The sequence below is a fragment of the Streptomyces sp. NPDC090021 genome (assembly GCF_044748225.1).
Classification (GTDB): domain Bacteria; phylum Actinomycetota; class Actinomycetes; order Streptomycetales; family Streptomycetaceae; genus Streptomyces.
In genome coordinates this window covers 1-23,359 of sequence record NZ_JBIVFO010000007.1, presented here as the reverse complement: position 1 = coordinate 23,359, position 23,359 = coordinate 1, and the positions used below count along the sequence as shown (strand labels likewise).

28 protein-coding genes and 1 pseudogene are annotated in these 23,359 nt (G+C 69.8%); 19 read left to right on the top strand and 10 right to left on the bottom strand.

From position 1 onward, the window contains the following. The first annotated feature begins 10 nt into the window (after window positions 1-10). From ACIPXC_RS06810 to ACIPXC_RS06730, 17 genes are all read left to right on the top strand, one after another. Complete coding sequence (locus ACIPXC_RS06810) at window positions 11-256, top strand: hypothetical protein (protein WP_401614224.1); 246 nt, start codon at window positions 11-13, stop codon at window positions 254-256. A gap of 103 nt (window positions 257-359) precedes the next feature. Then, complete coding sequence (locus tag ACIPXC_RS06805; RefSeq protein WP_401614222.1) at window positions 360-1,103, top strand: DUF2786 domain-containing protein; 744 nt, start codon at window positions 360-362, stop codon at window positions 1,101-1,103. 72 nt (window positions 1,104-1,175) lie between these two features. Next, the gene (locus ACIPXC_RS06800; RefSeq protein WP_401614220.1) at window positions 1,176-1,715 is read left to right on the top strand and encodes an antirestriction protein ArdA; all 540 of its coding nucleotides are present in this window, start codon (window positions 1,176-1,178) and stop codon (window positions 1,713-1,715) included. Between the two features lie 78 nt (window positions 1,716-1,793). After that, the gene (locus tag ACIPXC_RS06795) at window positions 1,794-2,075 is read left to right on the top strand and encodes a hypothetical protein (RefSeq protein WP_401614218.1); all 282 of its coding nucleotides are present in this window, start codon (window positions 1,794-1,796) and stop codon (window positions 2,073-2,075) included. Continuing rightward, window positions 2,072-2,317 (top strand): hypothetical protein, encoded by a 246-nt coding sequence (locus tag ACIPXC_RS06790; RefSeq protein WP_401614216.1) that lies wholly within the window; start codon window positions 2,072-2,074, stop codon window positions 2,315-2,317. The genes ACIPXC_RS06795 and ACIPXC_RS06790 overlap by 4 nt, the downstream gene beginning before the upstream one ends. Window positions 2,318-2,372: 55 nt before the next feature. Next, window positions 2,373-2,558, top strand: a complete 186-nt coding sequence (locus ACIPXC_RS06785; protein WP_401614214.1) for a hypothetical protein — start codon at window positions 2,373-2,375, stop codon at window positions 2,556-2,558. A gap of 28 nt (window positions 2,559-2,586) precedes the next feature. Continuing rightward, window positions 2,587-3,003: a hypothetical protein gene (locus ACIPXC_RS06780; RefSeq protein WP_401614212.1), complete on the top strand. Its 417-nt coding sequence runs from the start codon at window positions 2,587-2,589 to the stop codon at window positions 3,001-3,003. A 28-nt stretch (window positions 3,004-3,031) separates the two neighbouring features. Continuing rightward, on the top strand, window positions 3,032-3,616 hold the full coding sequence (locus ACIPXC_RS06775) for a hypothetical protein (RefSeq protein ID WP_401614210.1): 585 nt from the start codon (window positions 3,032-3,034) through the stop codon (window positions 3,614-3,616). 25 nt (window positions 3,617-3,641) lie between these two features. Further along, window positions 3,642-3,968 (top strand): hypothetical protein, encoded by a 327-nt coding sequence (locus tag ACIPXC_RS06770; protein WP_401614208.1) that lies wholly within the window; start codon window positions 3,642-3,644, stop codon window positions 3,966-3,968. A gap of 73 nt (window positions 3,969-4,041) precedes the next feature. Further along, window positions 4,042-4,797, top strand: a complete 756-nt coding sequence (locus ACIPXC_RS06765) for a hypothetical protein (protein ID WP_401614206.1) — start codon at window positions 4,042-4,044, stop codon at window positions 4,795-4,797. Between the two features lie 363 nt (window positions 4,798-5,160). Beyond that, window positions 5,161-5,388, top strand: coding sequence for a hypothetical protein (locus ACIPXC_RS06760; RefSeq protein ID WP_401614204.1), 228 nt, complete (start codon window positions 5,161-5,163; stop codon window positions 5,386-5,388). 23 nt (window positions 5,389-5,411) lie between these two features. After that, window positions 5,412-5,975, top strand: a complete 564-nt coding sequence (locus ACIPXC_RS06755) for a hypothetical protein (protein WP_401614202.1) — start codon at window positions 5,412-5,414, stop codon at window positions 5,973-5,975. A gap of 29 nt (window positions 5,976-6,004) precedes the next feature. Then, complete coding sequence (locus ACIPXC_RS06750) at window positions 6,005-6,436, top strand: hypothetical protein (protein WP_401614200.1); 432 nt, start codon at window positions 6,005-6,007, stop codon at window positions 6,434-6,436. Between the two features lie 19 nt (window positions 6,437-6,455). Then, entirely contained in the window at window positions 6,456-6,707 is a 252-nt protein-coding gene (locus tag ACIPXC_RS06745; RefSeq protein WP_401614198.1) for a hypothetical protein, read from the top strand. Between the two features lie 18 nt (window positions 6,708-6,725). Next, on the top strand, window positions 6,726-6,968 hold the full coding sequence (locus tag ACIPXC_RS06740) for a hypothetical protein (protein ID WP_401614196.1): 243 nt from the start codon (window positions 6,726-6,728) through the stop codon (window positions 6,966-6,968). 56 nt (window positions 6,969-7,024) lie between these two features. Then, entirely contained in the window at window positions 7,025-7,726 is a 702-nt protein-coding gene (gene thyX, locus ACIPXC_RS06735; RefSeq protein WP_401614603.1) for an FAD-dependent thymidylate synthase, read from the top strand. Then, window positions 7,726-7,854 carry a hypothetical protein gene (locus ACIPXC_RS06730; protein WP_401614194.1) on the top strand — a complete coding sequence of 43 codons (129 nt, stop codon included), beginning with the start codon at window positions 7,726-7,728 and terminating at the stop codon, window positions 7,852-7,854. The genes thyX and ACIPXC_RS06730 overlap by 1 nt, the downstream gene beginning before the upstream one ends. An 18-nt stretch (window positions 7,855-7,872) precedes the next feature. On the opposite strand, the gene ACIPXC_RS06725 is transcribed toward ACIPXC_RS06730, so the two are convergent. Next, window positions 7,873-9,393, bottom strand: coding sequence for a recombinase family protein (locus tag ACIPXC_RS06725; protein ID WP_401614192.1), 1,521 nt, complete (start codon window positions 9,391-9,393; stop codon window positions 7,873-7,875). 156 nt (window positions 9,394-9,549) lie between these two features. Further along, window positions 9,550-9,687: pseudogene (locus tag ACIPXC_RS06720) on the bottom strand (peroxiredoxin); the annotation flags it as partial. A 92-nt stretch (window positions 9,688-9,779) separates the two neighbouring features. On the opposite strand from ACIPXC_RS06720, the gene ACIPXC_RS06715 reads away from it, so the two are divergent. Then, window positions 9,780-10,772: a hydrogen peroxide-inducible genes activator gene (locus tag ACIPXC_RS06715; protein ID WP_259656653.1), complete on the top strand. Its 993-nt coding sequence runs from the start codon at window positions 9,780-9,782 to the stop codon at window positions 10,770-10,772. A 53-nt stretch (window positions 10,773-10,825) separates the two neighbouring features. On the opposite strand, the gene ACIPXC_RS06710 is transcribed toward ACIPXC_RS06715, so the two are convergent. The 5 genes from ACIPXC_RS06710 to ACIPXC_RS06690 all read right to left on the bottom strand — a co-directional run bounded on the left by ACIPXC_RS06710 (window position 10,826) and on the right by ACIPXC_RS06690 (window position 15,643). Then, window positions 10,826-13,177 carry an ABC transporter permease gene (locus tag ACIPXC_RS06710; protein ID WP_401614190.1) on the bottom strand — a complete coding sequence of 784 codons (2,352 nt, stop codon included), beginning with the start codon at window positions 13,175-13,177 and terminating at the stop codon, window positions 10,826-10,828. Further along, window positions 13,174-13,866, bottom strand: coding sequence for an ABC transporter ATP-binding protein (locus ACIPXC_RS06705; protein WP_401614188.1), 693 nt, complete (start codon window positions 13,864-13,866; stop codon window positions 13,174-13,176). Before ACIPXC_RS06705 ends, ACIPXC_RS06710 begins: the two co-directional genes overlap by 4 nt. Next, on the bottom strand, window positions 13,863-14,387 hold the full coding sequence (locus ACIPXC_RS06700; RefSeq protein WP_030963213.1) for a PadR family transcriptional regulator: 525 nt from the start codon (window positions 14,385-14,387) through the stop codon (window positions 13,863-13,865). Before ACIPXC_RS06700 ends, ACIPXC_RS06705 begins: the two co-directional genes overlap by 4 nt. A 117-nt stretch (window positions 14,388-14,504) precedes the next feature. Further along, complete coding sequence (locus ACIPXC_RS06695; RefSeq protein WP_401614186.1) at window positions 14,505-14,738, bottom strand: hypothetical protein; 234 nt, start codon at window positions 14,736-14,738, stop codon at window positions 14,505-14,507. Beyond that, window positions 14,735-15,643, bottom strand: coding sequence for an SPFH domain-containing protein (locus tag ACIPXC_RS06690; RefSeq protein WP_401614184.1), 909 nt, complete (start codon window positions 15,641-15,643; stop codon window positions 14,735-14,737). Before ACIPXC_RS06690 ends, ACIPXC_RS06695 begins: the two co-directional genes overlap by 4 nt. Before the next feature lie 231 nt (window positions 15,644-15,874). Here ACIPXC_RS06690 and ACIPXC_RS06685 point away from each other — a divergent pair, with 231 nt between their 5' ends. Beyond that, a complete protein-coding gene (locus tag ACIPXC_RS06685; protein WP_401614182.1) occupies window positions 15,875-18,163 on the top strand; it encodes a transglycosylase domain-containing protein in 2,289 nt (762 codons plus the stop codon). 64 nt (window positions 18,164-18,227) lie between these two features. On the opposite strand, the gene ACIPXC_RS06680 is transcribed toward ACIPXC_RS06685, so the two are convergent. From ACIPXC_RS06680 to ACIPXC_RS06670, 3 genes are all read right to left on the bottom strand, one after another. Further along, a complete protein-coding gene (locus ACIPXC_RS06680) occupies window positions 18,228-20,474 on the bottom strand; it encodes a SpoIIE family protein phosphatase (protein ID WP_401614180.1) in 2,247 nt (748 codons plus the stop codon). Window positions 20,475-20,783: 309 nt separating this feature from the next. After that, a complete protein-coding gene (locus ACIPXC_RS06675; protein WP_401614178.1) occupies window positions 20,784-21,506 on the bottom strand; it encodes a DUF402 domain-containing protein in 723 nt (240 codons plus the stop codon). A gap of 111 nt (window positions 21,507-21,617) precedes the next feature. Beyond that, window positions 21,618-23,021 (bottom strand): class II fumarate hydratase, encoded by a 1,404-nt coding sequence (locus ACIPXC_RS06670; RefSeq protein WP_401614176.1) that lies wholly within the window; start codon window positions 23,019-23,021, stop codon window positions 21,618-21,620. Window positions 23,022-23,359: the final 338 nt, after the last annotated feature.

Below are 23,359 nucleotides of genomic sequence, written 5' to 3'. Positions count from 1 at the left end.
GAGCCAACACATGATCACCATCGACGACCAGATCGCCTTCATCGACCCCGAGTGCGGCGCCGTTTCCCTCCTCATCCGCATCGGTGACCTGGTGATCGCCGCCTTCTACGACCCCTTCGAGGTCGACCCCCGCGCCCAGATGCTCATGGAGTTCGATCTCCCGACCCGCGACCAGCGGGAGGACGCCGCCAAGGCGTACATGGACGACAAGGCGATCGGTCACATCCTCCAGGGCTGGGACCTGATCTCCGCCTGACCTCACCGGATGCAAAGGCGAAACCTCCGAAAGGAGGTCGGCGGTAGGTGGTGCCTACCCCCTGACGATGCCAGCCCGCATCGAACCCTCGAAAGGTTCCAACATGGCTACCTCCATGCCTGAAAACGGCAAGCTCGCCCGAGTCCGCGCCATCCTCGCGAAGGCCGAGGACCCGGCCGCCAGCCCCGAGGAAGCGCAGGCGTACTTCGCGAAGGCCGCCGAACTCATGGCGAAGTACGGCATCGAGCGGGCCATGCTCGCGGAGACCCGCCCTGAGAGCGACGCGCTCACGTCCCGGACTGTCGACGTAAAGGGCTCGTACATCCTCGACAACGCGAACCTCTTGATGGCGATAGTCGAGGCGATCGGCGGTCAGTCCGTCCGGTGGCGTCTGTACGACCGTACGGCCGGACGCTACTACCAGCACGTCAAGATCTACGGCCACGAGTCGACCCTCGACCGCGCCGAGATGCTCTACACCTCGCTTCTGCTTCAGGCCCACAACGGCATGAAGCACGGCCGCCCCGAGTGGGGCGAGTCGACGACGGCCTACCGCAAGTCGTGGCTGTCCGGGTTCCGCTCCGTAGTCGTCAAGCGCCTGGAAATGGCCGAGGGGCAGGCAGCCGCCGAGACCGCCAGCCTGCCGAGCGGACGTTCCGCCGAGCTGGTCCTCGTCGACCGCGCCGAGGCCGTCCTCGCCCTCTTCAAGCGCGAGCACCCCAAGATCCGCACGGCTCCCGCCCGACGCCTGACCGGCTCCGGATGGCACGAAGGGGCCGAAGCCGGAAAGCGAGCCGACCTGGGCCAGACCCGTATCGCCCCTCGCAGGGCAGCGCTGTCCGCCTGACCCCCCTCGGCCGCCCCTTCCCACACAGGGAGAGGGCAGGGGCGGCCACCTCTACCGCGAAAGCGAGGAAACATGATCACGGTCACCAAAGTCGACCCGCAAGTCTGGATCGGCTGCCTGGCCTGCTACAACGCCGGTCACCTGGTAGGCGATTGGTACTCCGCCGACACGGCAGACCTTGTCACCCCGGCCGACCTGCACAAGCGGGAGACCTCCCACGAAGAACTCTGGGTCATGGATCACGAGGGCTTCGCCGGAGCCCTCGACGGTGAGTGCTCGCCGTCCGAAGCGGCCGAGATCGCAGAGGCCCTGTCGGAGCTGAACGAGTACGAAGCGGACGCCTTCGCGGCCTGGTTCACGCTCTACGCCCAACGCAGCAACCGGCATCACTGGGTCGAGAAGTTCCGCGAGGACTACCGCGGATTCCACGACAGCGAGGCTGACTTCGCCCGCGAGTGGTTCGAGGACACCTCTGACGAGGAGGACAAGGCCCGCCTCACCACGTGGCCCTACTACGACATCGACTGGGAGCGCGCTTCGGTCGAGCTGTTCACGGGCGGATTCCACGCCGAAGACGCCCCCGGCGGAGTCCACGTCTTCCACGTCGGCTGACCGCCCATCCATCCCGGCCGCCCTCCGCACACAGGGAGAGCAGGGGGCGGCCCCCATCGAACACAGGAAGAGACGTACATGATGCCGTCCATCAAGAACGCCGAGTCGATCGCGTTCAACCGGATCAAGCTCCTCGTCGCCGACGTGCTGAAGGCCGCGCGAGAGGTCACCCGGCGCGACGAGCCCCTCGACACCCAGGAGGCGTACGCGCTCCTGAACCTCGCCCAGACCGCCGAGAGCCTGGCCCTCTCGCTTCCGGTCGAGATGCTTCCAGAAGAGGAGTGGCGCTGGGTCAGCCCCGCCGAGTACGCGGCCGTCGACGAAATCCTCGCGCTGATCGAAGGGACCGAGAGCAAGTGAAGTCCCTCCGCGCCACGGTCGCCGGACTCGCCGCCACCATCTTCGTCCTCCTCGCCGCCTACGCGGGCGCCGATCACCCCCCGGCACCCACCGAGCCGAAGCCCGCCCCCACGTTCACCGGGCGCATGAAGGCCGAGGGCCGCGTCCCGTGGGGCGAGTACGACGGGCACCGCGACTGCTGGGCCCTGATCGGCGACACCTCGTACATCACCTGCCGCGACGGCTACAAGACCACGTCCTGACGCAAGCGGCCCCCTCCCACAGGGAGAGGGAGGGGGCCACCCAGAAAGGCTACCTGTGATCACCATCATCTGCGCCGAGTGCAGCAAGAGCCCCTTCGGGGTGACGGTCCACGGCTTCTTCCGCTGCGACCACTGCGGCTCCGAGATCACCGTCCGCGATCTCGTTCTCGATCCCGGCGAGGTCTGGGCCGTCGACTCCGCCGGCACCCTCGGCTACCTCCCCGCCCTCGACCACTCCTGACGCTCAACTCACCGAAAGGCAAGGCAACATGACCGCCGGACCGTCTCTCTCCTCCTTCCTGCCCGACAACAAGCGCAACCGCGATTCCCTCGCCGCCGTCTGGCCGCGCGTGCTCGAACTCGGCTACGCCCTCCGAACCGTCCCGGTCGACGAGCCGGAAGGCTGCACCCGCACCCGATGCGCGGGCGTCCACCAGGGCTACCCCGGCAGCGAACACCGCTGGGCCCTGTACTGCCTCCTGTGCGCCGTCGACATCGAGCCCTACCCCAGCCACATGCGAGAGCGCACGGGCAAGAACCCCGCCCCGCCCCGCCGACACAAGGGGTGCAAGTTCTCCGGGCCCAGCCGCGCCCAGACCCGCGCCGCTCGCTACATCGCGCTCGGCCTTCCCCTCCCCGACTGGGACAAGGACGCCCGCGCCGCCGTCGCCGCCCTCGCGGCCTGACCACCCCGCACACCTGAAGGAGACCACCATGTCCGACGACGTTCTGACCACCACCGATGACGGCCGCTTCCGTGTGCGTCTGGTCCGCGACGAGTACGCCGAGAACCCCCGCAACGACCGCGAGACGCTCGTACACGTCATCACGATCGACACCCACCTCGGGCACTACCACCCCGTCGACAAGGACGGCGGCCCGTTCGCCGAGGCGTGGGAGCGCCTGAAGTGGAACCGCTGGACCGGCGTGGACCTGTTCACCCGGTACGTCTCGATCATGCACGGCGGGCTCGTGCTGGAGTCCAGCCCCGAACGAGGCCCGCGCTCCCTCTGGTACGTGACCGGCGAAGAGGCCCGCGCCATCGACGGCGGCCTCCTCACCGAGGGCTACGTCGAGGCCGAGATGCAGGAGTACGAGGCGTGGGCCAACGGCGACGTGTGGACCTTCATCGTCGAGGAGCGCGTCCTCTGGACCCGCGATGGCGACTCCGACGTGTCCATGGAGACCTGGGAGGAAGTCGACTCCTGCTCGGGCCTCTACGGCAAGCCGTACGCCCGGAGCCAAGCCCGCGAAGCCCTCACCTTCTACGCCGCCCGCGACGCCGCCCTGTGCGGCTGACCCCCGACCCCTCGGAAGGACCGACATGAAGCCCTACACCGACCGCATGACCCTCTCGGACGGCGCCACCATCCGAGTCCGCATCGAGCGCGGCCTCACCGGAGACGCGGTGCTGCACGAACTGAACTCGAACAACTGGCGCGGCGGAGGCCGGATCTACTGGAGCGGAGGAGCGCTCTACCTGATGTTCGGCGACGAGCTGCTCCAGATGCAGAACTCCCGCTACGAAACCGCCGGCACCACGGCCGAGGCCGCCGAGAAGGCCCTCGCCTTCTTCACCGAGTGCGCCGAGAACTGCATCCGGCACGCCCAGGCCGAGGGCATCCCCGTCCGCGACTGCTACGGCGACTAACCCACCCCAGCACGGCCACCCCGTCCACACAGGGAGAGGGCAGGGCGGCCCCCTCACAGAGAGCAGAAGAACCATGAGCGAGACCGAGACCTTCGAGTACGCCGGACACGTCGGCCTGTCCTTCGGAACCGTCTACTTCGAGCGCCTGGCCGAAGAGCCCAACGGCAAGCCGTGGACCACGTTCCCCGACCCGTGGGTGACTGCGTACCGCGTGACCGGCCCCCGAATCCGCGGAACGATCCGCATCGCCCCGAAGTACGACGAGCCGCTCGTCACCTGGCACACCAACGGCTCCAACGAGACCGCTTGGGAGTTCCTCCCGTCCGGCTTCTACGTCGGCTACGGCCGGGCCCACTACGTCGACTGCGAGGGCGACCTCGAAGTTTGGGGCTCCAAGCTGGCCGAAGGGGTGCACGTCTACACGAAGCGCGACATGGACTGGAAGTTCACGGTGCGCCGCAGGGAAACCGGCATCGGTGACTACGCGGCACCCAAGGGGACACGCGACAAGACGCGCGAGCTGATCAAGGCCCTGGTCGAGCTGCACCAGGAGGACGCCGCACTCGTCCACGCGAAGGCCGTCGCCCTGGCTCGCGAGAAGCGCGCCAAGCGCACCGCCGACCTGGCCGAGGAGTACCGGGAGGTCGACCGGATGCTCCGCGAACTCCAGGGGCGTCACGCCGAGTTGCAGATGCGCCGCAGCCTCATGGAAGGCCAGTGGTCCTTCGAGACCGCCATCGACGAGGCGGCCCCCGAGACCGAGCACAAGGTCGCCGGCACGTGGACGCTCGGCGAGCCCCGCCCCGCCTTCATCGCCCCGACCGGGTGAGACACCAGCTCCGCAGGCGCCCGGAAGGCCGCTACCAGTGCACTCGGTGCCGGGCAGCCTTCCGGGACCGCGAGGCAGGGGCCAGCGCCCGATTTGCCTGCCCGGGCGAGAAACTCGTCCACGGCCTGACCCGTGAGCACATCGTCTACCCGACGTGGGGTCGGAACCGGAGCTGCGAGTCGTGGGGATGCCCCGACCCTGACCCGGCCCACGACTTCCACGGGCCCGGCCTGTACTGCGATGAGACCACCTGCGCTACCTGTATGCACGACTGCGACTGTCACGTCTGCCTTGGCCTGGTGAAAGCGCCGGGCCTGACCCGGCTCGTCGACAGCCGCGAAATCTGACAAAGGAAGGACCACGATGTTCCGCCTGCACATGCCTATGGAGTTCGAGACGAAGGCCGACGCCCTCGACTGGTTCGACGGCCTCCGTCGCTCGGGAGCCATCCCGGCCGAGGCCGAGCTGTACGAGCCGGACGCGCTCGACAAGGACCGCCTCGGGATTACCTCGCGAGACCTGATTGTGCGGCGGTCCGGAGACCGTTCCGAGACGACCGCCGTACGCAACCAGCTTCCGCGCCAGCACTGACCACTTACGTAGGAGACAAGCAGATGAACGCTCCCCTGATCGGCCTTGCCGGCGCCGCGCGCTCGGGCAAGGACGCAGCCGCCCGCTTCTTGGTCGACGAGTGCGGATGGCAGCGGAAGGCTTTCGCCGACAAGGTGAAGGATTTCCTGTACACGCTCAACCCCTGGATCGACGCCGTAGAAACCGCCGAGGGAGCACCCTTGGTGGATGAAGTCGACCGTCACGGATGGGAGGAGGCGAAGGAGGAGTCCGAGGTGGTGAGGCGGCTGCTTCAGCGATGCGGCACCGAGGCCGGGCGCGGAATCCTGGGTGATCACGTCTGGGTTGACGCTCTCTTCCGTGACTTCGAGTCGTGGGGGCCGACCGTCGTTTCTGACGTGCGGTTCCCCAACGAAGCAGACGCGATTCGAGAACGCGGCGGCCTTGTCGTGCGGATCGAGCGGCCCGGCCAGAGGCCGATCACCGCAGCGGGCCACAGCAGCGAGAACGCTCTCGGTGGATACCTGTACGACGATGTGATCCTGAACGACGGGAGCCTGCACCAGCTCCGCGACCGTGTGATGCAGCTCATCCCGCTCGCCATGTAAACATGAGACCGCGATGTTAAGGTTGGTCCATGCGACTGACCCCCCGGAAGGAAGAGGTCGAGGCGATCAAGGAGCTCCTGGAGGACCCCACCTTCGAGAGCGCCGACCAGATGGCCAAGGCGGTCTTCAAGGAGGCCGCCGACCTCATCCAGATGCGCAACACCCTGGCCCTCGTGCACACGTGGGCGGACGGCCATCGCGGCCTGAATTTCGGACCCTTCGCGTCCGAGGCGGAGATCAAGACCTTCGCTTCGAAGATGGCGTTCGGAGGTACAGGCCGCCTCGTCCAACTCCACAGCCCCGGAGTGATGTTGGCCAACGTGGACGGCAAGAAGGGGTGGAAGGGCTACTGCTTCCACCCCGACTGCGGACACGCCCCCTTCACCCACTCCGCAGCCGGCGCCGCACGAGGCGCCTGCCAGATACCCACCTGCCCGTGCGACAAGTTCCGCGCGAAATGACCCAGAAACGGAAACCACCATGACCGACGCCCTCCTCGCCCCGCAGATGACCGACGCCGAGATCGACGAGCTGCGCGCCCTCAACCGTGGACCGCGTGTTACCCACGCCTTCCTTACCCGCCTCGCCGCCCACTACATCCAGGCCGAGATCGACGGCGTGATCAACCCGGCCCGCCACCTCGCCGAGTACCTCGGCGTCCAGCGTCAGACCGTCCTCACCTACATGCGCATGGCCCGGCGCAACGGCCTGATCATCCAGAAGCGCCCCTGACCCCGGAAGGAACCCACCATGAAGACCGTCTGTTTCCACATCTGCGAGTGCTCGGACAAGCGGGCCTTCCCCGACAAGCGCTCCGCCGAGAAGGCTCTCGGCCGGGCCCAAGCCAAGCGCGACCGCCAGGCCCAGGGCATCCGAGGGCGCGGCCCCATCAACCGCGAGAACAGGATCTACGAGTGCGACTTCGGCTCGTGGCACCTGACGAAGCAGTCCCGCCGCTCCTACGAGGACTACGCCGCCAACTACGCGGCCTGACTGTAAACTTTGTACCGAAGGAATCGATCGTGACCCGCATCAACTTCCGCAGCTCCATGAAGGTGCAGCTCGTCGACCACAACCTGTCGGACAGCGCCGTCGTACGCGCCGCCCGAGTCTCGACAGTCGGCGGAACTCACCGCCTCCTCCCCGAGCCGCCCACGGCCGAGAGCACCGAACGGGACGCGGGCCTGATCGGCTACCTCATGCGCGAACGCCACGGCAGCCCCTTCGAACACGGCTCCCTGACCCTGTACGTCGAAGCCCCGATCTTCGTCTTCCGCGAGTGGCAGCGCCACCGCATCGCCTCGTACAACGAAGAGTCCGCGCGTTACCGCGAGCTGAAGCCCGACTTCTACCTCCCGCCCGTCGACCGCGATCTCGTCCAGGTTGGCAAGCCCGGCGCCTACACCTTCGAGCCAGGCACGATCGAGCAGCTCGCCACTGTCGACACCGAACTCAGCACTGCCTACCGAGCCGCCTACGAGGCGTACGAGCGAATGCTCGCCGCCGGCATCGCCCGCGAGATCGCCCGAGCCGCCCTGCCGGTCGGCACCTACAGCTCGATGTACGTCACCATGAATCCGCGGGGCCTGATGAACTTCCTCAGCCTCCGTACCCACCGCCAGGACGCGACCTTCGTCTCCCACCCCCAGCGCGAGATCGAGGTGTGCGCCGAGAAGGCCGAGGCGATCTTCCGCGCCCTCATGCCGATCACGCACGCGGCCTTCGAGAAGAACGGCCGGGTCGCCCCGTGATGACGAAGGAGGAGTGGCTCAAGCGCGAACTGGCCAAGGCGCCGGTGCGCGACGAGGCCCACCGCCGCTACGTCATGAAGCTCTGGGGCCTGAAGCCCGCCGAGAGAAAAGCCCCTCTCCCCGCATAGGGAGAGGGGCTTCCCCCGTCAGGCCACCTGGTTCTTCTGCCAGACGATCTCGATCAGCTCCGGATCAAACCGCTTTCCCCTGCCGGCGGGATGCACGATCACGGCCCGCACAGCCGCCTTTAGCCGCGTGCGCTTCTCCGCCATCGTCAGCCCCTTCCAGTCTGCAAGGGCATCCGGCGTCAGTATCGCGCGCTTTCGCTTCTGAAGGGCGAGCTGCCCTCGCTTCGAGGTGAGCTGTTCACGCTCGGCCTCCAGCTCCTCGATCATGTCCAGCGCCGCAGACATCGTGATCCGCTTCTCTCGGCGCCGGGCATTCACGTCCTCCAGCTCTGCCGCGATCTCGCCGAGCCGCTTGTCGTGAACGGTCACGTCGATCTCGTCCGCCTTCGCCACGTCCTCACCCAGAGTCGATCGTGTCTCCAGGAGGAAGGCCGTCTCGACCAGATCGTCTATCGGCGGCCCCACTCTCGACACGCCTCCGCATCCGCCCTGGTTCGACTGGCACTGGTACCGGAAGCCGTACTTCTCGTAGGCGCTGGTCCCCTTCGTGTACGGGTTCGACCACATCGGAGACGAGCACTTTCCGCACCGCACGATGCCGGAACAGAGGTAGGCGGCCGTGGTGTCGTGCTTGCCGCTCTTGAGGCCCTCCTTGTTCGCCTCCTTGCGCCGCTTGATCTCGTGCACGGCGGCCCACCACTCGTTCGGCGAGCACGGCGCCTCCCAGTCGCCCCGTACCGGCTTGCCCTCCTTGTCGAGGACGATGAAGTCCGGCAACCACAGGCGACCCTCGGCCGCCCGTCGAGCCTGCTCGGGTACGTGGAACCGAAAGCCCGCGACGCGCGGACTCATGAGGATCTGCTCAGCGGCCGTGTGCTGTATGACGCGGACGCCGTCTCCGGACCGCTTCGTCTGCTTCGGCACGTAGCCGTACTCGGTGAGTGCCCGCTTGAAGTCGGCGATCGTGTACCCGCCAGGAATGGCGAGGATCGCCTTGCGGATCATCTCGCTCTCGACGTCATCCAGGGTGCGCCGATCCTCGCCCCAGCCAAATGGGCGGGGCGCCCCGTGCATCACGCCCTTCTCGGCGACACGGCGGTTCGTGCGGACGACACGGCGGCGTGTGTTGCCGATCTCCATGTTGCCTACGGTGGCCTGCATGACGAACATGCCCCGACCCTCGACAGTCGCGAGGTTCACGCCGCCCTCGACGCTCAGGCCGATGTAGTGGGGGTTCATCTCGAAGATCCGGCACACGCGGGCGGCGTCGTAGACGAGGCGGGCGAGGCGGTCGGAGTGCAGGAAGAGGATGCCGCGAATGATCCCGGCTTCGAGATCCTTCAGCATGTCCTCGAAGTACTGCCGGACGATGTAGGGGTCTGAGGCGGGCGTGTTGTTGTCGCAGTAGTCGCGAACAATCGTCACGTCATCAGGGAGGTCGGAGGCCAGGGCGCGAATCGCATCGTCCTGTTCTTTGACCTGCTCCTCGATCTCACGCCATGTCGAGGCGAGGCCCTTCATGGCCTTGTCCTCGGACACGCGCCGGTACATGCCGACGGGTATCAAGTGGTGCTCCCTTGCTTACTCGCTGCGCGCTGACGCAGGCGTCCAACCCGGTCGGTCAGCGGCTTCGAGCTGAATCAAGGAGCGATTATCACATGTGGAACCATCGATTCCCCAGGAGGGCTAAACGCTGTCCTTGGGCCACGCGAAGACGACCTTCCACTTGCCCTCGTAGGTCTTGTGGTCGATCTGCGCGAACTCGGATCCGGCCTCGAGCGAGACGCAGGCGGTCAGGTCGAAGGCGGGGAACTTGTCACCAACAGTGAGCACGCGCTCTCCTTGATCAATGGAAAGAGACCCCTTTTGGGGGCTTTCCGATGGGGTTGGACGTGTCTCACATGCTGGCACAGCCTGCATTGATTATGGAAATAGCTAGTCTTGCTGTGGGTGATCGGAGGTACCTATCAGTGGCTGTGGGTAATAGGGGAGCGAAGCAACCGACTCTCGCTCAGTTGCGCGCCTTCGCGGCGGTCGCCGAGCACTTGCACTTCCGTGACGCCGCCGCGGCCATCGGCATGAGCCAGCCGGCGCTCTCCGGCGCCGTCTCCGCGCTGGAGGAGGCCCTCGGCGTGCAGCTGCTGGAGCGCACCACCCGCAAGGTGCTGCTCTCCCCGGCGGGCGAGCGGATCGCCGTCCGGGCGCAGGTGGTGCTCGACGCCGTCGGCGGGCTGCTGGAGGAGGCGGAGGCGGTACGGGCCCCCTTCACCGGGGTCCTGCGGCTCGGGGTGATCCCCACCGTGGCGCCCTACCTGCTGCCGACCGTGCTCGGGCTGTTCCACCGGCGCTACCCGCGGGTGGACCTGCAGGTGCACGAGGAGCAGACCGGTTCGCTGCTGGAGGGGCTGGCCGCCGGCCGCCTGGACCTGCTCCTGCTGGCGGTGCCGCTCGGCGTTCCCGGCGTCAGCGAACTGCCCCTCTTCGACGAGGACTTCGTCCTGCTCGCGCCCCGGGACCACCCGCTGGCCGGACGCCGGGACATCCCGCTCGACGAACTGCGTGACCTGCAGCTGCTGTTGCTGGACGAGGGGCACTGCCTGCGGGACCAGGCCCTGGACATCTGCCGGGAGGCCGGGCGGACCACCGGGGCCGACGTCACCACGACCGCCGCCGGACTGTCCACGCTCGTACAACTGGTCGCCGGGGGACTGGGGGTGACGCTGCTGCCGCGGACCGCGCTACGGCTGGAGACCGCCCGCAACGAGTACCTGTCCACCGGATGCTTCGCCGAGCCGGCCCCCTCGCGGCGGATCGCCCTGGCCATGCGCACGGGGACCGCCCGCCAGGAGGAGTTCGCCGCGATCGCCGCCGCCCTGCGCGAAGCCGTACGCCCGCTCCCGGTCTGGCCCACCGACTAGGGGGTGTCGCCGGGGCCGCGGGGAGCGGGCGTACGGGTTCAGGGGCGTACGGGTCACTCCGTGCGCAGGCCGTCCGGGCGCATCAGCCGCAGCAGCGGCGGCAGGCTGAGCAGCGTCACGGCGGCGACCACGCCCGCGCCGACCCCGGTCATCCCGAGCACCGAGGGCCAGTCGATCCGGACCGGCTGGGCGGCCATGCCCATCAGGACGGCGCCCAGGGCGGTGCCCACCGCGGCCGCCAGCACCAGGCCCAGCACGATCGGCACGGCCGTCTGCCACAGCACCGACAAGCTCAGCGTGGAGCGCCTGGTGCCGAAGGCGACCAGCGAGGACAGCAGCCGACGCCGTTCGCGCAGCTGCTCCAGCTGCGAGACGAACAGACTGGCGCCGATCAGGACCAGTACCGCGGCGGCGCCGAAGAACAGCCCCGTGCGGATCGAGGAGAAGCCCACCGCCTGCTCGGTGTGGTGCAGCGTCATCGCCGTGACGAACGGATCCGCCTTGAAGACGGCGTTGCGCGCCCGGTCCAGGGCGTCCGGACCGGACTCGTCGACCTGTACGAAGATCCGCGTGTCCGGGAAGTCGCCCAGCTCCCGCGGCGCGACCGACGGAGTCACCAGCAGGCCGGTGCGCAGCTGCCCGGCGGGGTCCTCCCGGGCGGGGACCGTACGGGTGCCCGCCGGGACCTGCCACTTCACCGGACCGGGCCGGTCGTCCGGCTCGGACTCGTAGCGATGGACGTTGCCGACGAACAGTTCGTCGCCGGGCTTCGCCGTGTCCCCGTAGATCCCGTCGGAGGCGGGGCCGGTCAGGATGAAGGCGTCGCCCTCCTTGCAGGAGTCGAGCGTGGCGACCTCCCCGAGCGCCTCGCACGTGCCGACGGTCACCTGGATGGTGTCGTCCTCCGCGGGCATCCGATGGGCGGCCTGCGCCGAGGTCAGCGGGACCGCGCGGGTGACGCCCGGAACGGAGCCGATCCGCTGCGCGAGGTCGCCGATCGGCGCGTCCGTCGCACGGTTGACCATGACGGCGACGGCGGCCCGGGAGGGGTCCTGGCCGGTCGACCTGATGTAGTTGCCTTCGACGCCCGCGAAGAGCATCTGGAGGGCGATGGCGCCGGCGACGGCCACCGCGATGCCGTTGACCAGGCGGGCGGCGCTGCCGCTGTCGACCTGGAGCCGGCGTACGGCCAGCTGCCAGGAGACCGGCCCCCCGGACATCCTCCCGACGAAACGCTCCAGCAGCCAGGGCAGCAGCACCGTGATCCCGGTCAGCAGGAGCACCACACCACCGCTGACCTGCCACTGGTTGAACCTGCCGTGGTCGTTGCCGCGGCCGCCCAGGGGCACCAGCAGACCGAGCCCGACCAGCGGCAGCAGCAGCCGCCACCAGATGCGGCGCCGGGAGGGCCCGGCCGTACGGACGACGCCGAGCGGCTCGATGACGACACCGCGCAGCGCGAACAGGGTCACGGCCACGGCCGCAGCGGGCACCGCGACGGCGACCAGGGCGGCCAGCCAGGGCGCCGGGTCGAGGTCGGCGGGGAAGACACTGCGCTGCCGGAGGCTGACGCTGCCGACCAGGGAGCGGCCGACGGCGAAGAAGCCGGTGCCCAGCACCAGTCCGACCAGTGAGCCGGCCAGTGCCTCGCCGGCCGCGATGCGGCGCACCATCCTGCTGTCCGCGCCGACCAGCCGCAGCGCGGCGAGCCTGCGGTCGCGCCGATCCCCGCCGAAGCGGACGGCGGTCGCGATGAACACGGCGACGGGCATCAGCAGGGCCACGAACGTCAGGACGACCATCAGCATGAGGACGGGGTCGAGGGTGTCGCGGTCCGCCTCGTAGCCGAAGCTGGTGATGCGCTCGACGCGGTGGTCGTCGGGGCCGTTCTTGGTGAGGGTGCCGCTGCCCAGGTAGAAGAGCAGTTCGCCGGGGCCGACCAGGCCCTGGTCCCCGACGATCTCGCTGACCGGCCCGTCGAGCCGTTCGCGCAGCAGGGCGCCCTCGGAGGACTTCAGCAGCCGGTCCAGGGCGGGGGAGAGGGCCAGCTCGCCCGGGCCCGGGATCTTCTTCAGGCCCGGCGGCAGCGGGGCGTGGGGGCCTTCCGCCCGCAAGACGTGCCCCTCGATGTCCTTGCGCTGGTACGTCTGCCCGATCCGGGCGTACAGGAGCGTGTCGGGCCCGGGGGCGTCGGCCGTGTCCGAGTGCATCGTCGACCGCGCGTCACCCCGCTCGTACCGGGCGGTGAGGGCCCCGGGGATGGCCGTGCTGATCAGCAGCAGGGCTACGCCGAGGCCGACGCCGACCCCGGTGAGCAGGGTGCGGATCCACCCCTCGCGGCCGCCGCCGAAGGCGAAGCGGGCGCCCATGCCGAGGTCGCGGGTCCATACCTGCAGCCGGCTCATACGATCCGCTCCATGTCGCGGGACCTGCCGTCGCGCACGACGATCTCGCGGTCGGAGTAGGCGGCCACCCGCGTCTCGTGCGTGACCAGCACGACGGCGGCGTTCGCGGACCGGGCGGCCTCGGTGAGCAGTTGCATGACGAGTTCGCCGTTGAGGGAGTCGAGGGCCCCGGTGGGCTCGTCGGCGAAGATCACCCGGGGTCCGGTGACGAGGGCGCGGGCGACGGCCACGCGCTGACCCTGGCCGCCGGATATCTCGCCCGGCCGCTTGACGCCGAGGTCCTCCACCTGGAGCTGCTCCATCCAGTGCAGCGCGGTGCGTTCGGCCTCCTTGCGCTTCACGCCGGTCAGGCGCAGCGGGAGGGCGACGTTCTCCACGCAGGTCAGTTCCGGCACGAGTTGACCGAACTGGAAGACGAAGCCGAACTCGGTGCGGCGCAGCTCGCTGCGCTCGGCGTCGTTCATGGAGGTGAGCTCGCGGCCGGCGTAGACGATGGAGCCGGAGTCGGGCGGGACGATCCCGGCGAGGCAGTGCAGCAGGGTGGACTTGCCGGAGCCGGAGGGGCCCATGACGGCGACGACCTCGCCGGGGTGGATGGAGAAGTCGGCGCCGTCGAGGGCGTCGGTGCTCCCGTACGCCTTGCGCAGGCCGGTGGCGGCGAGTAGGGAGCCCGCCGGGGCGGCCGTCATCGGCGTACCTCCTCGGCGAGCCGGCCGAGGCGGGCGGCGGTGAGCTCCAGCCACCGCAGGTCCGCTTCGAGGTGGAACAGGGCGTGGTCGCAGACCAGCTGGTCGGCGAGGTCCCCCTTGCGCTTGCGGGTCGTCAGCACGCGCATCAGGCGCAGGTGCTCGGCCCGCTGGGTGTCCAGCAGTTCGTCGGCGCGGCGGCCGGTGAGCAGCGCGAGGACGACCTTCGTGTAGAGCGTCGAATGGAGGTACGGATCCGGCTTCTCGGGCTGGGACAGCCAGGCCTCGACGTCGGTGATGCCGGCGTCGGTGATGGCGTACCGCTTGCGGTCGGGGCCTCCACCGCTCTCTATGCCGTCGACCTCGACGAGGCCGTTCTTCAGCAGCCGGGACATGGTCGAGTAGACCTGCCCGTAGGCGAGGGGGCGGTCGTGGCCGAACTTCTCGTCGAAGGCCCGCTTCAGGTCGTAGCCGTGGCGCGGGCCGGCCTCAAGGAGGCCCAGGAGGGTGTGACCGATGGACATGGCGCCGACTATACACCGCGTGTATACGTCGAGTGTATAGACGCTGTATCGGCGCCTGACCTGCGGAAACGCGAAAGCCGCTCCCGTGTACGGCACGGGAGCGGCTTTCGGGTGAGGTCAGTTCGTGGGCTTCGGCGGCCGGCCCCGGCGCGGGATGGGACCCGGAGCGGAGGGGAGCCGGCCGGCCTCGGTGAGGGCCCGGCGGAGCAGGAACTCGATCTGCGCGTTGGCGCTGCGCAGCTCCTCGCCCGCCCAGCGCGCCAGCGCGTCGTACACCTGCGGGTCGAGTCGCAGGAGCACCTGCTTGCGCGGCTGCCGACCCGCGGGCTTCTCCTCGCCGGAGGGGGTCACTGGTAGAGGGTGCCGGTGTTGAGCACCGGCTGTGCGGCGCGGTCGCCGCACAGGACGACCATCAGGTTCGAGACCATGGCCGCCTTGCGCTCCGAGTCGAGGTCCACGATCTCCTCCTCCGCCAGCCGGGTCAGGGCCAGCTCGACCATGCCCACCGCGCCCTCCACGATCTGCTTGCGGGCCGCCACGACGGCGCCCGCCTGCTGACGCTGGAGCATCGCGGAGGCGATCTCAGGAGCGTACGCGAGATGCGTGAACCGCGACTCGATGATCTGCACACCGGCGGCCTCCACCCGGGCGTGCAGTTCGGCCGCGAGCTTCTCGGTGATCTCCTCGGCGTTCCCGCGCAGCGACAGGCCGCCCTCCTCGTGGGCGTCGTACGGGTACTCGATCGCGATGTGCCGGACCGCGGCCTCCGTCTGCGTCTCGACGAACTCGGTGAAGTCCTCCACCTCGAAGACGGCCCGCGCGGTGTCCTCGACCCGCCACACCACGACCGCCGCCAGCTCGATCGGGTTGCCGTAGGCGTCGTTGACCTTCAGGACGGCCGTCTCGTGGTTGCGCACCCGGGTGGAGATCTTCTCGCGCGAGGTCAGCGGATTGACCCAGCGCAGTCCGTCGGTGCGGATGGTGCCGCGGTAGCGGCCGAACAGCTGGACGACCCGGGCCTCGCCCGGCGCCACCGTGTTGAGGCCGCTCATCGCCATCACGGAGGCGAGGCCCAGGAGCACGCCGGCCACGATCAGGGCCACCTTGACCCCGGTCGCCGACGACACCGCTCCGGCCACGACCAGACCCGCGCCCGCGAGCAGGCCGGCCAGTCCGAGCAGCAGCGCGAGTGCGCCACCGACGCTGCGCGCGGTGAACTCCCGTACTCCGCCAGCGTTGACTATTTGATTCGTCACGGTTCGCCCCGTTTCTCTGCGCGCGGCCGATCGAGCCGCTTAGCAAAGTGATATCACTTTTTTGCGCAATGGCAACCCATCCGCTTATCTGAGCGTCGGTTCCTGTGATGTGGGTGCTGATTCTCACGTCCGAAATAGCCGGAATTGGCCAGGATTGGCCAAACTTTGTCACAGCCTGCGGTGTTAGCTTTCTGAGTTGACGTCGGGGGGTAATCGAGCGGAGCGGGAGCGATGGGCCGAGCAGAAGCGCGTAAGGCGCAGCAGCAGCGCGGTGCGCGGCGGGCGCCGAGCGGACGCGCGAAGGGCGCCAAGGGAGGCGGAGGCGCCGGGAAACGCACGGGCATACGCCGCTTTTTCACCTGGAAGAAGATCCTGGGCGCGTTCTTCGGGTCGGTCCTGCTCCTCATGGCCGCCGCGGTCGCCCTGTACTTCTCGGTGAACGAACCCACCGACCCCAACAAGCAGGCGGTGCTCCAGAGCAACACCTACCGGTGGTCCGACGGCTCGATCATGGCCCGTACCGGTGAGATGAACCGCGAGAACGTCACCCTCGACAAGATCCCGGTCGAGGTCCGCACCGCCTTCATCGCCATCGAGAACAAGTCCTTCTACCAGGACCGCGGCATTGACGTGATGGGCGTGGCCCGAGGCCTGTTCAACACGGTCCGCGGCAAGGGCACGGCCGGCGGCTCCACGATCACCCAGCAGTACGTCAAGAACTACTACCTGACGCAGGACCAGTCGGCCGTCCGCAAGCTCAGGGAGCTGGTGATCGCCCTCAAGGTCGACGAGCGCATGGAGAAGGACGACATCCTCGCCGGGTACCTGAACACCAACTTCTACGGCCGCAACGCCTACGGCATCCAGGCGGCGGCCCAGGCCTTCTACGGCGTCGACGCGGACAAGCTGACGCTGGAACAGGGCGCCTACCTCGCCGCCGTCATCCAGGCGCCCAGCCAGTACGACCTGGCGACCGCCGGACCGAACGGCACCCGGCTCGTCAAAATCCGCTTCGAGGCCGTCCTCGACAACATGGTCGAGATGGGCGAGCTCGACCCGGCCAAGCGCAAGACGATGACCCTCCCGCCGCCCATCAAGCCCAAGCCCCGCCCGGGCATGGAGGGGCAGAAGGGCTACCTGGTCCAGGCCGCCAACGACGAGCTGAACAAGCAGAACATCACCGACGCCATGATCACGGCGGGCGGCTGGAACATCACGCTCAACGTCGACAAGAACAAGCAGGGCGCGCTGGAGAAGGCGGTCCACGACGAGCTGGAGTCCAAGCTCGACCGCAAGGACCCCAAGAACCGCCCGCAGGACCAGAGCGTCCAGGCCGGCGCCACCTCCGTGGACCCCAAGACCGGTGCCATCGTCGCCATGTACGGCGGCGTGGGCCTGGAGGAGAAGTCCGCGAGCAACGCCCTGCGCACCGACTACCAGCCGGGCTCGACCTTCAAGCCGATCGTGCTCGCCTCCGCCCTGGAGAACGGCTCCAACACCCAGGACGGCAAGCCGATCACCCCGAACGCGCTCTACGACGGCACGAGCAGGCGCCAGGTCGTCGGCAGCAAGATCCCGTTCAACCCGCAGAACCAGGACAACACCAACTACGGCAACCCGATGATGACGGTCCAGGAGGCGACCAACTTCTCGGTGAACTCCGTCTACGCGCAGATGATCGTGGACGTCAAGCCGCAGAACGCCAAGAAGACGGCCCTGGAACTGGGCATGCGGGACCGCGAGGGCTGGCCCGAGGACAAGCCGGCCATGGCCCTGGGCACCATGAGCGCGAACACCGTCGAAATGGCAGGCGTCTACGCCACCTTCGACAACCACGGCAAGAAGGTCACGCCGACCATCATCAAGAAGGCCGAGCACAAGGACCTGGAGTTCACCCCCCAGGAGGGGGTGGGCAGCCAGGCCATCAGCCGCAAGACCGCCGACACCGTCACCAAGGTGCTCCAGGGCGTCGTGGAGGACGAGGGCGGTTCCGGCAACAAGGTCCGCAGCAGCGCCTACGAGGCGGGCGGCAAGACCGGCACCACCGAGTCCAACGTCGCCGCCTGGTTCACCGGCTACACGCCGGAACTGGTCACCGTCGTCGCCATGTTCGGCGAGGACCCCAACAACCACAACCAGGTCACCCTGACCGGTACCGCCGGCCTGGGGCGCGCGGGCGGCTCCAGCTTCCCCGCCTCGATCTGGAGGGCGTACACCCTCGCCGCCCTGAAGGGCACCAGCACGGGCAAGTTCCAGCTGACCGAGGCCGAGATGGGCGCCGTGCAGACGCCGTCCCGCAGCACCTCGCCGACGGCCTCGACGAGCCCGTCCACCAGCACGCCGTCCGCCACCACCAGCCCGACGCAGTCCCCGACGCAGACGTCGCCGACCCCCACCGCGACCAAGACGGGAGCGACGCCCACCGGGACGACGTCCCCGACGGCCACGGCCACCAAGACAGGCGGTCCCAAGCCGCCGGACCCGCCGGTCCTGGGTGAGCAGCAGACCAGCGGCAACTGACACAGCGCCGCCCCGCAGCCGAGCAGGCTGCGGGGCGGCGCTGTTCTCGTTCACCCGCGCACGGTCAGCGCCGCTCGCCCGCGGCCGGCAGCGGCAGCGGCAGCTCGAACCAGACGACCTTTCCGCTGCTGAGCCGGGTCGCACCCCAGCGGCGGGCCAGCCGGTTGACCAGGAACAGACCGCGGCCGCCCTCGTCGGTCTCCCGCGCCCGGCGCTGGCGCGGCAGCTGCGGGGAGTCGTCGCCGACCTCGCAGCGCAGCACGTCCGTCCGCAGCAGACGCAGCGTCACGGGCCGCTCGGCGTACCGGACCGCATTGGTGACCACCTCGCTCACCAGCAGCTCCAGCGAGTCGCTCAGCTCCTCCAGGCCCCACCGGGTCAGGGCGCGGCGGGCGAACCGCCGGGCCCGGCCCGGAGCGGTCTCCTCCGGGTCCAGGAACCAGTACGCGACGTCACTGGGCGCGATGCCGTCGAACCGGGCCGCGAGCAACGCGATGTCGTCGTCCCGGTCGCCCGGCCCCAGCATGTCCAGGACGTCGTCGCAGAGGGCCTCCAGCGGCGGCGGGTGGTCCAGGCCGGTCAGCTGGGCGGTGGTGGCCAGGCGCTCGCGCAGCTGCTCGATGCCGGTCCACACGTCCCGCAGCCGCGACTCGACCAGGCCGTCCGTGTAGAGCAGCAGCGTGGCCCCCGCGGGCGCGTCCAGCTCCACGGCCTCGAAGTCCACACCGCCGACCCCGATGGGGGCGCCGGGCGGTACGCGCAGCACCTCGGCCCGGCCGCCCAGGTGCAGCAGCACCGGCGGCGGGTGGCCCGCGTTGGCGATGGTGATCCGGTGCGCGACCGGGTCGTAGACGGCGTACATGCAGGTGGCCATGCGGTCCGTGCCCAGACGCTGCGCCTGTTCGTCCAGGTGGTGCAGCACCTCGGCGGGCGGCAGGTCCAGCTGCGCGAGGGTCTGGGCGGTGGTGCGGAGCTGGCCCATGATCGCGGCCGAGGTCATGGAGTGCCCCATGACGTCGCCGACGACGAGCGCCACCCGGCTGCCGGGCAGCGGTATGGCGTCGTACCAGTCGCCGCCGACCCGGGCCGTCTCGGCCGCGGGCAGGTAGCGGGAGGCCAGCCGCACCCCGGTGGGCTGCGGCAGACTGTCGGGCAGCATGGTGCGCTGCAGTTCGTCGGCGATGTACGCCTCGCGGCCGTAGAGGACCGCCTTGTCGATGCCGAGCGCGGTGTGGGTGGCCAGCTGGGCGGCGACCAGCAGGTCGTTCTGCTCGAAGGCCGGACGCTCGGGGCTGCGCAGGAAGACCGCGGCGCCGATCACCCGGCGGCGGCCGCGCAGGGGCGCGAGGACCGCCCGGTTGCCGCGCGGCAGCGGATGGTCCACCCCCAGCAGCTCGGGCAGTGCCGTGCGGGCGGCGGCGGAGGACGCGAAGACGGGCCGTACGCCGCGCAGCACCTCGGCGAGCGCGCCGCCGGGCCGGATCTCGCACAGCTCCGCCGCGGGCAGGTCACCCTGCGGGCCGACCAGCGGCAGCTGGCTGAAGTCGAGCTCGCCGGTGGCCCCCGCGGCCCCGGCGAGCTCCATCCCCGCGCCGATGGTGCCGCTGATGTCGGTGAGGTCGTCGATCGGCCGCAACCGGTCGGTGCGGCGCAGCCTTAAAACGACCGGGCCGACGGGCCGTTCGTCGCCGACCGGGAGCGGGTCGCGCAGGTAGACGAGGATGGCGTCGGAGAAGGTCGGAACGGTCGCCCGGCACAGGCCGAGGACGATCTCGTCGAGGTCGATGCCGCGGGCGATCCGCCGGGTGGCGGCGCCGACGAACCGCAGCCGGTCGCCTTCGCGACGCGCCGCGGTGGCGTCCGGGACACCCCCTGCCGGTGTTCCGGGCCCGCCGGCCCCCTGGAGGCCCGCAGCGCCGCCCCCGGCGCCCTCACGGGCCGGACCGGCCCCCGCGGCGCGCGCGGCGGCCTCGTGGGCCTCGGCGGTGTCCGAGGTGTCCCGGGGACGGGCGTTGTCGTGGCCCTGGCCCTGGCCGGGGCCCGCGCCGGCGGGGACCTCCGCCGACGCCGCTCCGCGCGGCCGGGGGAGCCCCGGGGCCGGGCCCGCGGCCGAGCGCGCGGCCCGCACGTCGGAAGCGGCCGCGGCGGCCGCCGCGCCCGGCTCGGCCGCGGGGCCGGTGCCTGCGCCCGCGGCATGCGTGCGTACGGCCTCGGTGGCTGCGATGGGCGCCTTGCCGTGGCCGGCCTCGTCCGTACCTCCGCCGGAGGCGACGGGCTGCGGGCCCTCCTGGGAGGTGGGGTACTCCGTCACGCGTGGAATTCCGTCCGTTTGCGCTCGATGTGCGCTGCACTCAACTCGGTCAGTCGCGGTATACCCGCTCAGCGGCCCGGGCACCACCGCCCAGAGGTTCCTCGCTCGAACTTCTCCCCCCGGCCCCACGGCCGGGAGCGCCCCGGGCGGCCCCCCGCCCCGTCGTCGCCTCTCGTCGTGTGTCGACCTCCGGTCAGATCCCGTGCACGGAAAGACACTTGCCGATGTACGCTCCGACCGCACCGCCCTGAGCGCGTGACCTCGCGGAGGACGATCCTACGTTTGAACCCCGGGGGCGCATCAAGGGTCTCATGAGGTCATATGCGCCGGGGTGCGGTCCCAGTCCTCGGGCAGGGCCGGAATCCGCCAGGCCGGATCCGGCCGCCAGTCCTCCCAGCCGGCCGAGAACGGAGCGGCCCACTCCTCGATCTGCGCGACCGCCGCGCGACCCGCCTCCCGTACCCGCAACGCCTGCTCACGGTCCATCAGGCCGGAGCGCCGGGCCTGGGCGAACTCGTCCTCGTCCAGCCACTTCCAGCTGCGGTCGGGGTAGACGGCGATATCGAGGAAGTGGTCCACGGAATCCACTCCTCCGGCCCATCTCGACCGCGGTTCCTCCAGGTTCACGTACCAGTTCTTGAACTGCCAGCCCGGCCCCCAGAACAGCCAGACCGACCAGGGGTCCCCGGGGCGGGCCAGTTTCAGGACACCGCCGCCGAACCAGCGCGAACGCACGGTGGTGCGCGGCGCGGTGTAGCGGGTGGCGAGCGGTTCCTCGTGGACGGGCGTGCCGTCGGCGAGGACCGGTTTGACGCATTCGGTGCCGGGGGCCATCCAGACGGCGAGCATTTCGGCGGTGTCCTGCACCACGGTCACCGGGCGGCAGATGTGCACCGCGCCCGTCGGCCCCGGGGCGTGGTCGCGGTAGCGCCAGAGGATCCGGTCCCCGGGCGCCCAGTGCGTGCCACGCGCGGGGCCGGCGGCCGGCGCGCCCGGCGTCCGGCCGCCCCCGGACTCGAAAGTACCTGTCATGCGCAGATCTTAGGGCGGGGGCCCGTACGCCCGCTGCGTCGCAGGTGACCGAGCGGTTGCGGGACTGTGAACGACCGGATCCGGCCCCCGCCCGGGGGTGCGGACGGCCGGTCAGGGGCGCGTCATGCGCAGGACGTCCAGGGCCGCGTCGAGCTGTTCCAGGGTCAGGTCGCCGCGCTCCACGTAGCCGGACTCCAGCACGACCTCCCTGATCGTCCTGCGCTCGGCGAGGGACCGCTTGGCCACCTTCGCGGCCTCCTCGTAGCCGATGTAGCGGTTGAGCGGGGTCACCACGGAGGGGGAGGACTCGGCGTACTCCCTGGCCCGGGTCTCGTCGGCGGTGATCCCGTCGACCGTGCGGTCGGCCAGCAGGCGGCTCGCGGAGGCCAGCAGCCGGATCGATTCGAGGAGGTTCCTGGCCATCACCGGGAGCATCACGTTGAGCTCGAAGTTGCCGGAGGCCCCCGCCACCGCGACCGTGGCGTCGTTCCCCATGACCTGTGCGGCGACCATCAGGACGGCTTCCGGGACCACCGGATTGACCTTCCCGGGCATGATCGAGGAGCCGGGCTGGAGATCCGGGAGACTGATTTCGGCCAATCCGGTCCGCGGGCCCGAGGCCATCCAGCGCAGATCGTTGCAGATCTTGGTGAGCGAGACGGCGACCGTACGGAGCATGCCCGAGGTCTCCACCAGCGCGTCCCGCGCCCCCTGGGCCTCGAAGTGGTCGCGGGCCTCGGTCAGCGGCAGTCCGGTCGCGACCGCGACCTCGGCGATCACGGCGGCGGAGAAGCCGGGCGGGGTGTTGATGCCGGTGCCCACCGCGGTTCCGCCCAGGGGGAGTTCGGCGAGCCGGGGCAAGGACGAGCGCAGCCGCTCGACGCCGTGGCGGATCTGGGCCGCGTAGCCGCCGAACTCCTGGCCGAGGGTGACCGGGGTGGCGTCCATCAGGTGCGTCCGGCCCGCCTTGACCACCCGGTCGAACTCGGTGGCCTTGCGCTCCAGGGCGGCGGCGAGCTGCTCCAGGGCCGGGACCAGGTCGTTCGCGACGGCGGCGGTGGCGGCGATGTGGATGGACGACGGGAAGACGTCGTTCGAGCTCTGCGAGGCGTTGACGTGGTCGTTGGGGTGCACGTTCCGGCCGAGGCGCTCGGTGGCCAGGGTGGCGATCACCTCGTTGGTGTTCATGTTGGACGAGGTCCCGGAGCCGGTCTGGAAGACGTCCACGGGGAAGTGGTCGTCCCAGCGGCCCTCCGCGACCTCGGCGGCCGCGGACCGGATGGCGTCGGCCACGTCCTGCTCCACCACGCCGAGCCGGGCGTTCACCAGGGCCGCCGCGGCCTTGATCCGGGCGAGGGCCGCGATGTGGGCCCGCTCCAGCCGCTGCCCCGAGACGGGGAAGTTCTCCACGGCGCGCTGGGTCTGCGCCCGCCACTTGGCGTGCAGGGGCACCCGTACGTCGCCCATGGAGTCGTGCTCGGTCCGGAACCCGCCGGTCTGCTGATCGTCGGTCATGTCTACCGCCTCCTCGAAAAAGGTGAGCAATTCTCTTGTTGAAAGTGTTCCCAACTCCCCTACTGGCCAGTAAATACCGTGGGTAACACCGACATTCGGGGAGGCGTCCATGGCACGTTCCCGCACGAGATCCACGCTCAGATCTACCTTCGCCGCCGTCGCGGCGTTCGCGGCCGCCCTGGGGGGTGTCACCGCCGTCACCCCCTTGGCCCAGGCGGCCACCACCACCAGAGTTCTCGGGCAGGGTGCCCGCCCCTTTAGGGGTGGGGGGAATGCCCGCTCCCGCGTAGCGGGGCAGGGGAAGCCGAATCGCCGCCAGGGCGATTCGGCGTTTCCTT

Excerpts from the sequence above, each read along its gene's own strand:
- ACIPXC_RS06715 (WP_259656653.1), top strand. The coding sequence starts at position 9,780 with ATGGAAATAGCTAGTCTTGCTGTGGGTGATCGGAGGTACCTATCAGTG.
- ACIPXC_RS06685 (WP_401614182.1), top strand. The coding sequence starts at position 15,875 with ATGGGCCGAGCAGAAGCGCGTAAGGCGCAGCAGCAGCGCGGTGCGCGG.
- thyX (WP_401614603.1), top strand. The coding sequence starts at position 7,025 with ATGAAGGTGCAGCTCGTCGACCACAACCTGTCGGACAGCGCCGTCGTA.
- ACIPXC_RS06805 (WP_401614222.1), top strand. The coding sequence starts at position 360 with ATGGCTACCTCCATGCCTGAAAACGGCAAGCTCGCCCGAGTCCGCGCC.
- ACIPXC_RS06780 (WP_401614212.1), top strand. The coding sequence starts at position 2,587 with ATGACCGCCGGACCGTCTCTCTCCTCCTTCCTGCCCGACAACAAGCGC.
- ACIPXC_RS06710 (WP_401614190.1), bottom strand. The coding sequence starts at position 13,177 with ATGAGCCGGCTGCAGGTATGGACCCGCGACCTCGGCATGGGCGCCCGC.
- ACIPXC_RS06740 (WP_401614196.1), top strand. The coding sequence starts at position 6,726 with ATGAAGACCGTCTGTTTCCACATCTGCGAGTGCTCGGACAAGCGGGCC.
- ACIPXC_RS06670 (WP_401614176.1), bottom strand. The coding sequence starts at position 23,021 with ATGACCGACGATCAGCAGACCGGCGGGTTCCGGACCGAGCACGACTCC.
- ACIPXC_RS06705 (WP_401614188.1), bottom strand. The coding sequence starts at position 13,866 with ATGACGGCCGCCCCGGCGGGCTCCCTACTCGCCGCCACCGGCCTGCGC.
- ACIPXC_RS06700 (WP_030963213.1), bottom strand. The coding sequence starts at position 14,387 with ATGTCCATCGGTCACACCCTCCTGGGCCTCCTTGAGGCCGGCCCGCGC.
- ACIPXC_RS06745 (WP_401614198.1), top strand. The coding sequence starts at position 6,456 with ATGACCGACGCCCTCCTCGCCCCGCAGATGACCGACGCCGAGATCGAC.
- ACIPXC_RS06775 (WP_401614210.1), top strand. The coding sequence starts at position 3,032 with ATGTCCGACGACGTTCTGACCACCACCGATGACGGCCGCTTCCGTGTG.
- ACIPXC_RS06755 (WP_401614202.1), top strand. The coding sequence starts at position 5,412 with ATGAACGCTCCCCTGATCGGCCTTGCCGGCGCCGCGCGCTCGGGCAAG.
- ACIPXC_RS06770 (WP_401614208.1), top strand. The coding sequence starts at position 3,642 with ATGAAGCCCTACACCGACCGCATGACCCTCTCGGACGGCGCCACCATC.
- ACIPXC_RS06800 (WP_401614220.1), top strand. The coding sequence starts at position 1,176 with ATGATCACGGTCACCAAAGTCGACCCGCAAGTCTGGATCGGCTGCCTG.
- ACIPXC_RS06810 (WP_401614224.1), top strand. The coding sequence starts at position 11 with ATGATCACCATCGACGACCAGATCGCCTTCATCGACCCCGAGTGCGGC.
- ACIPXC_RS06730 (WP_401614194.1), top strand. The coding sequence starts at position 7,726 with ATGACGAAGGAGGAGTGGCTCAAGCGCGAACTGGCCAAGGCGCCGGTG.
- ACIPXC_RS06750 (WP_401614200.1), top strand. The coding sequence starts at position 6,005 with ATGCGACTGACCCCCCGGAAGGAAGAGGTCGAGGCGATCAAGGAGCTC.
- ACIPXC_RS06760 (WP_401614204.1), top strand. The coding sequence starts at position 5,161 with ATGTTCCGCCTGCACATGCCTATGGAGTTCGAGACGAAGGCCGACGCC.
- ACIPXC_RS06675 (WP_401614178.1), bottom strand. The coding sequence starts at position 21,506 with ATGACAGGTACTTTCGAGTCCGGGGGCGGCCGGACGCCGGGCGCGCCG.
- ACIPXC_RS06795 (WP_401614218.1), top strand. The coding sequence starts at position 1,794 with ATGATGCCGTCCATCAAGAACGCCGAGTCGATCGCGTTCAACCGGATC.
- ACIPXC_RS06765 (WP_401614206.1), top strand. The coding sequence starts at position 4,042 with ATGAGCGAGACCGAGACCTTCGAGTACGCCGGACACGTCGGCCTGTCC.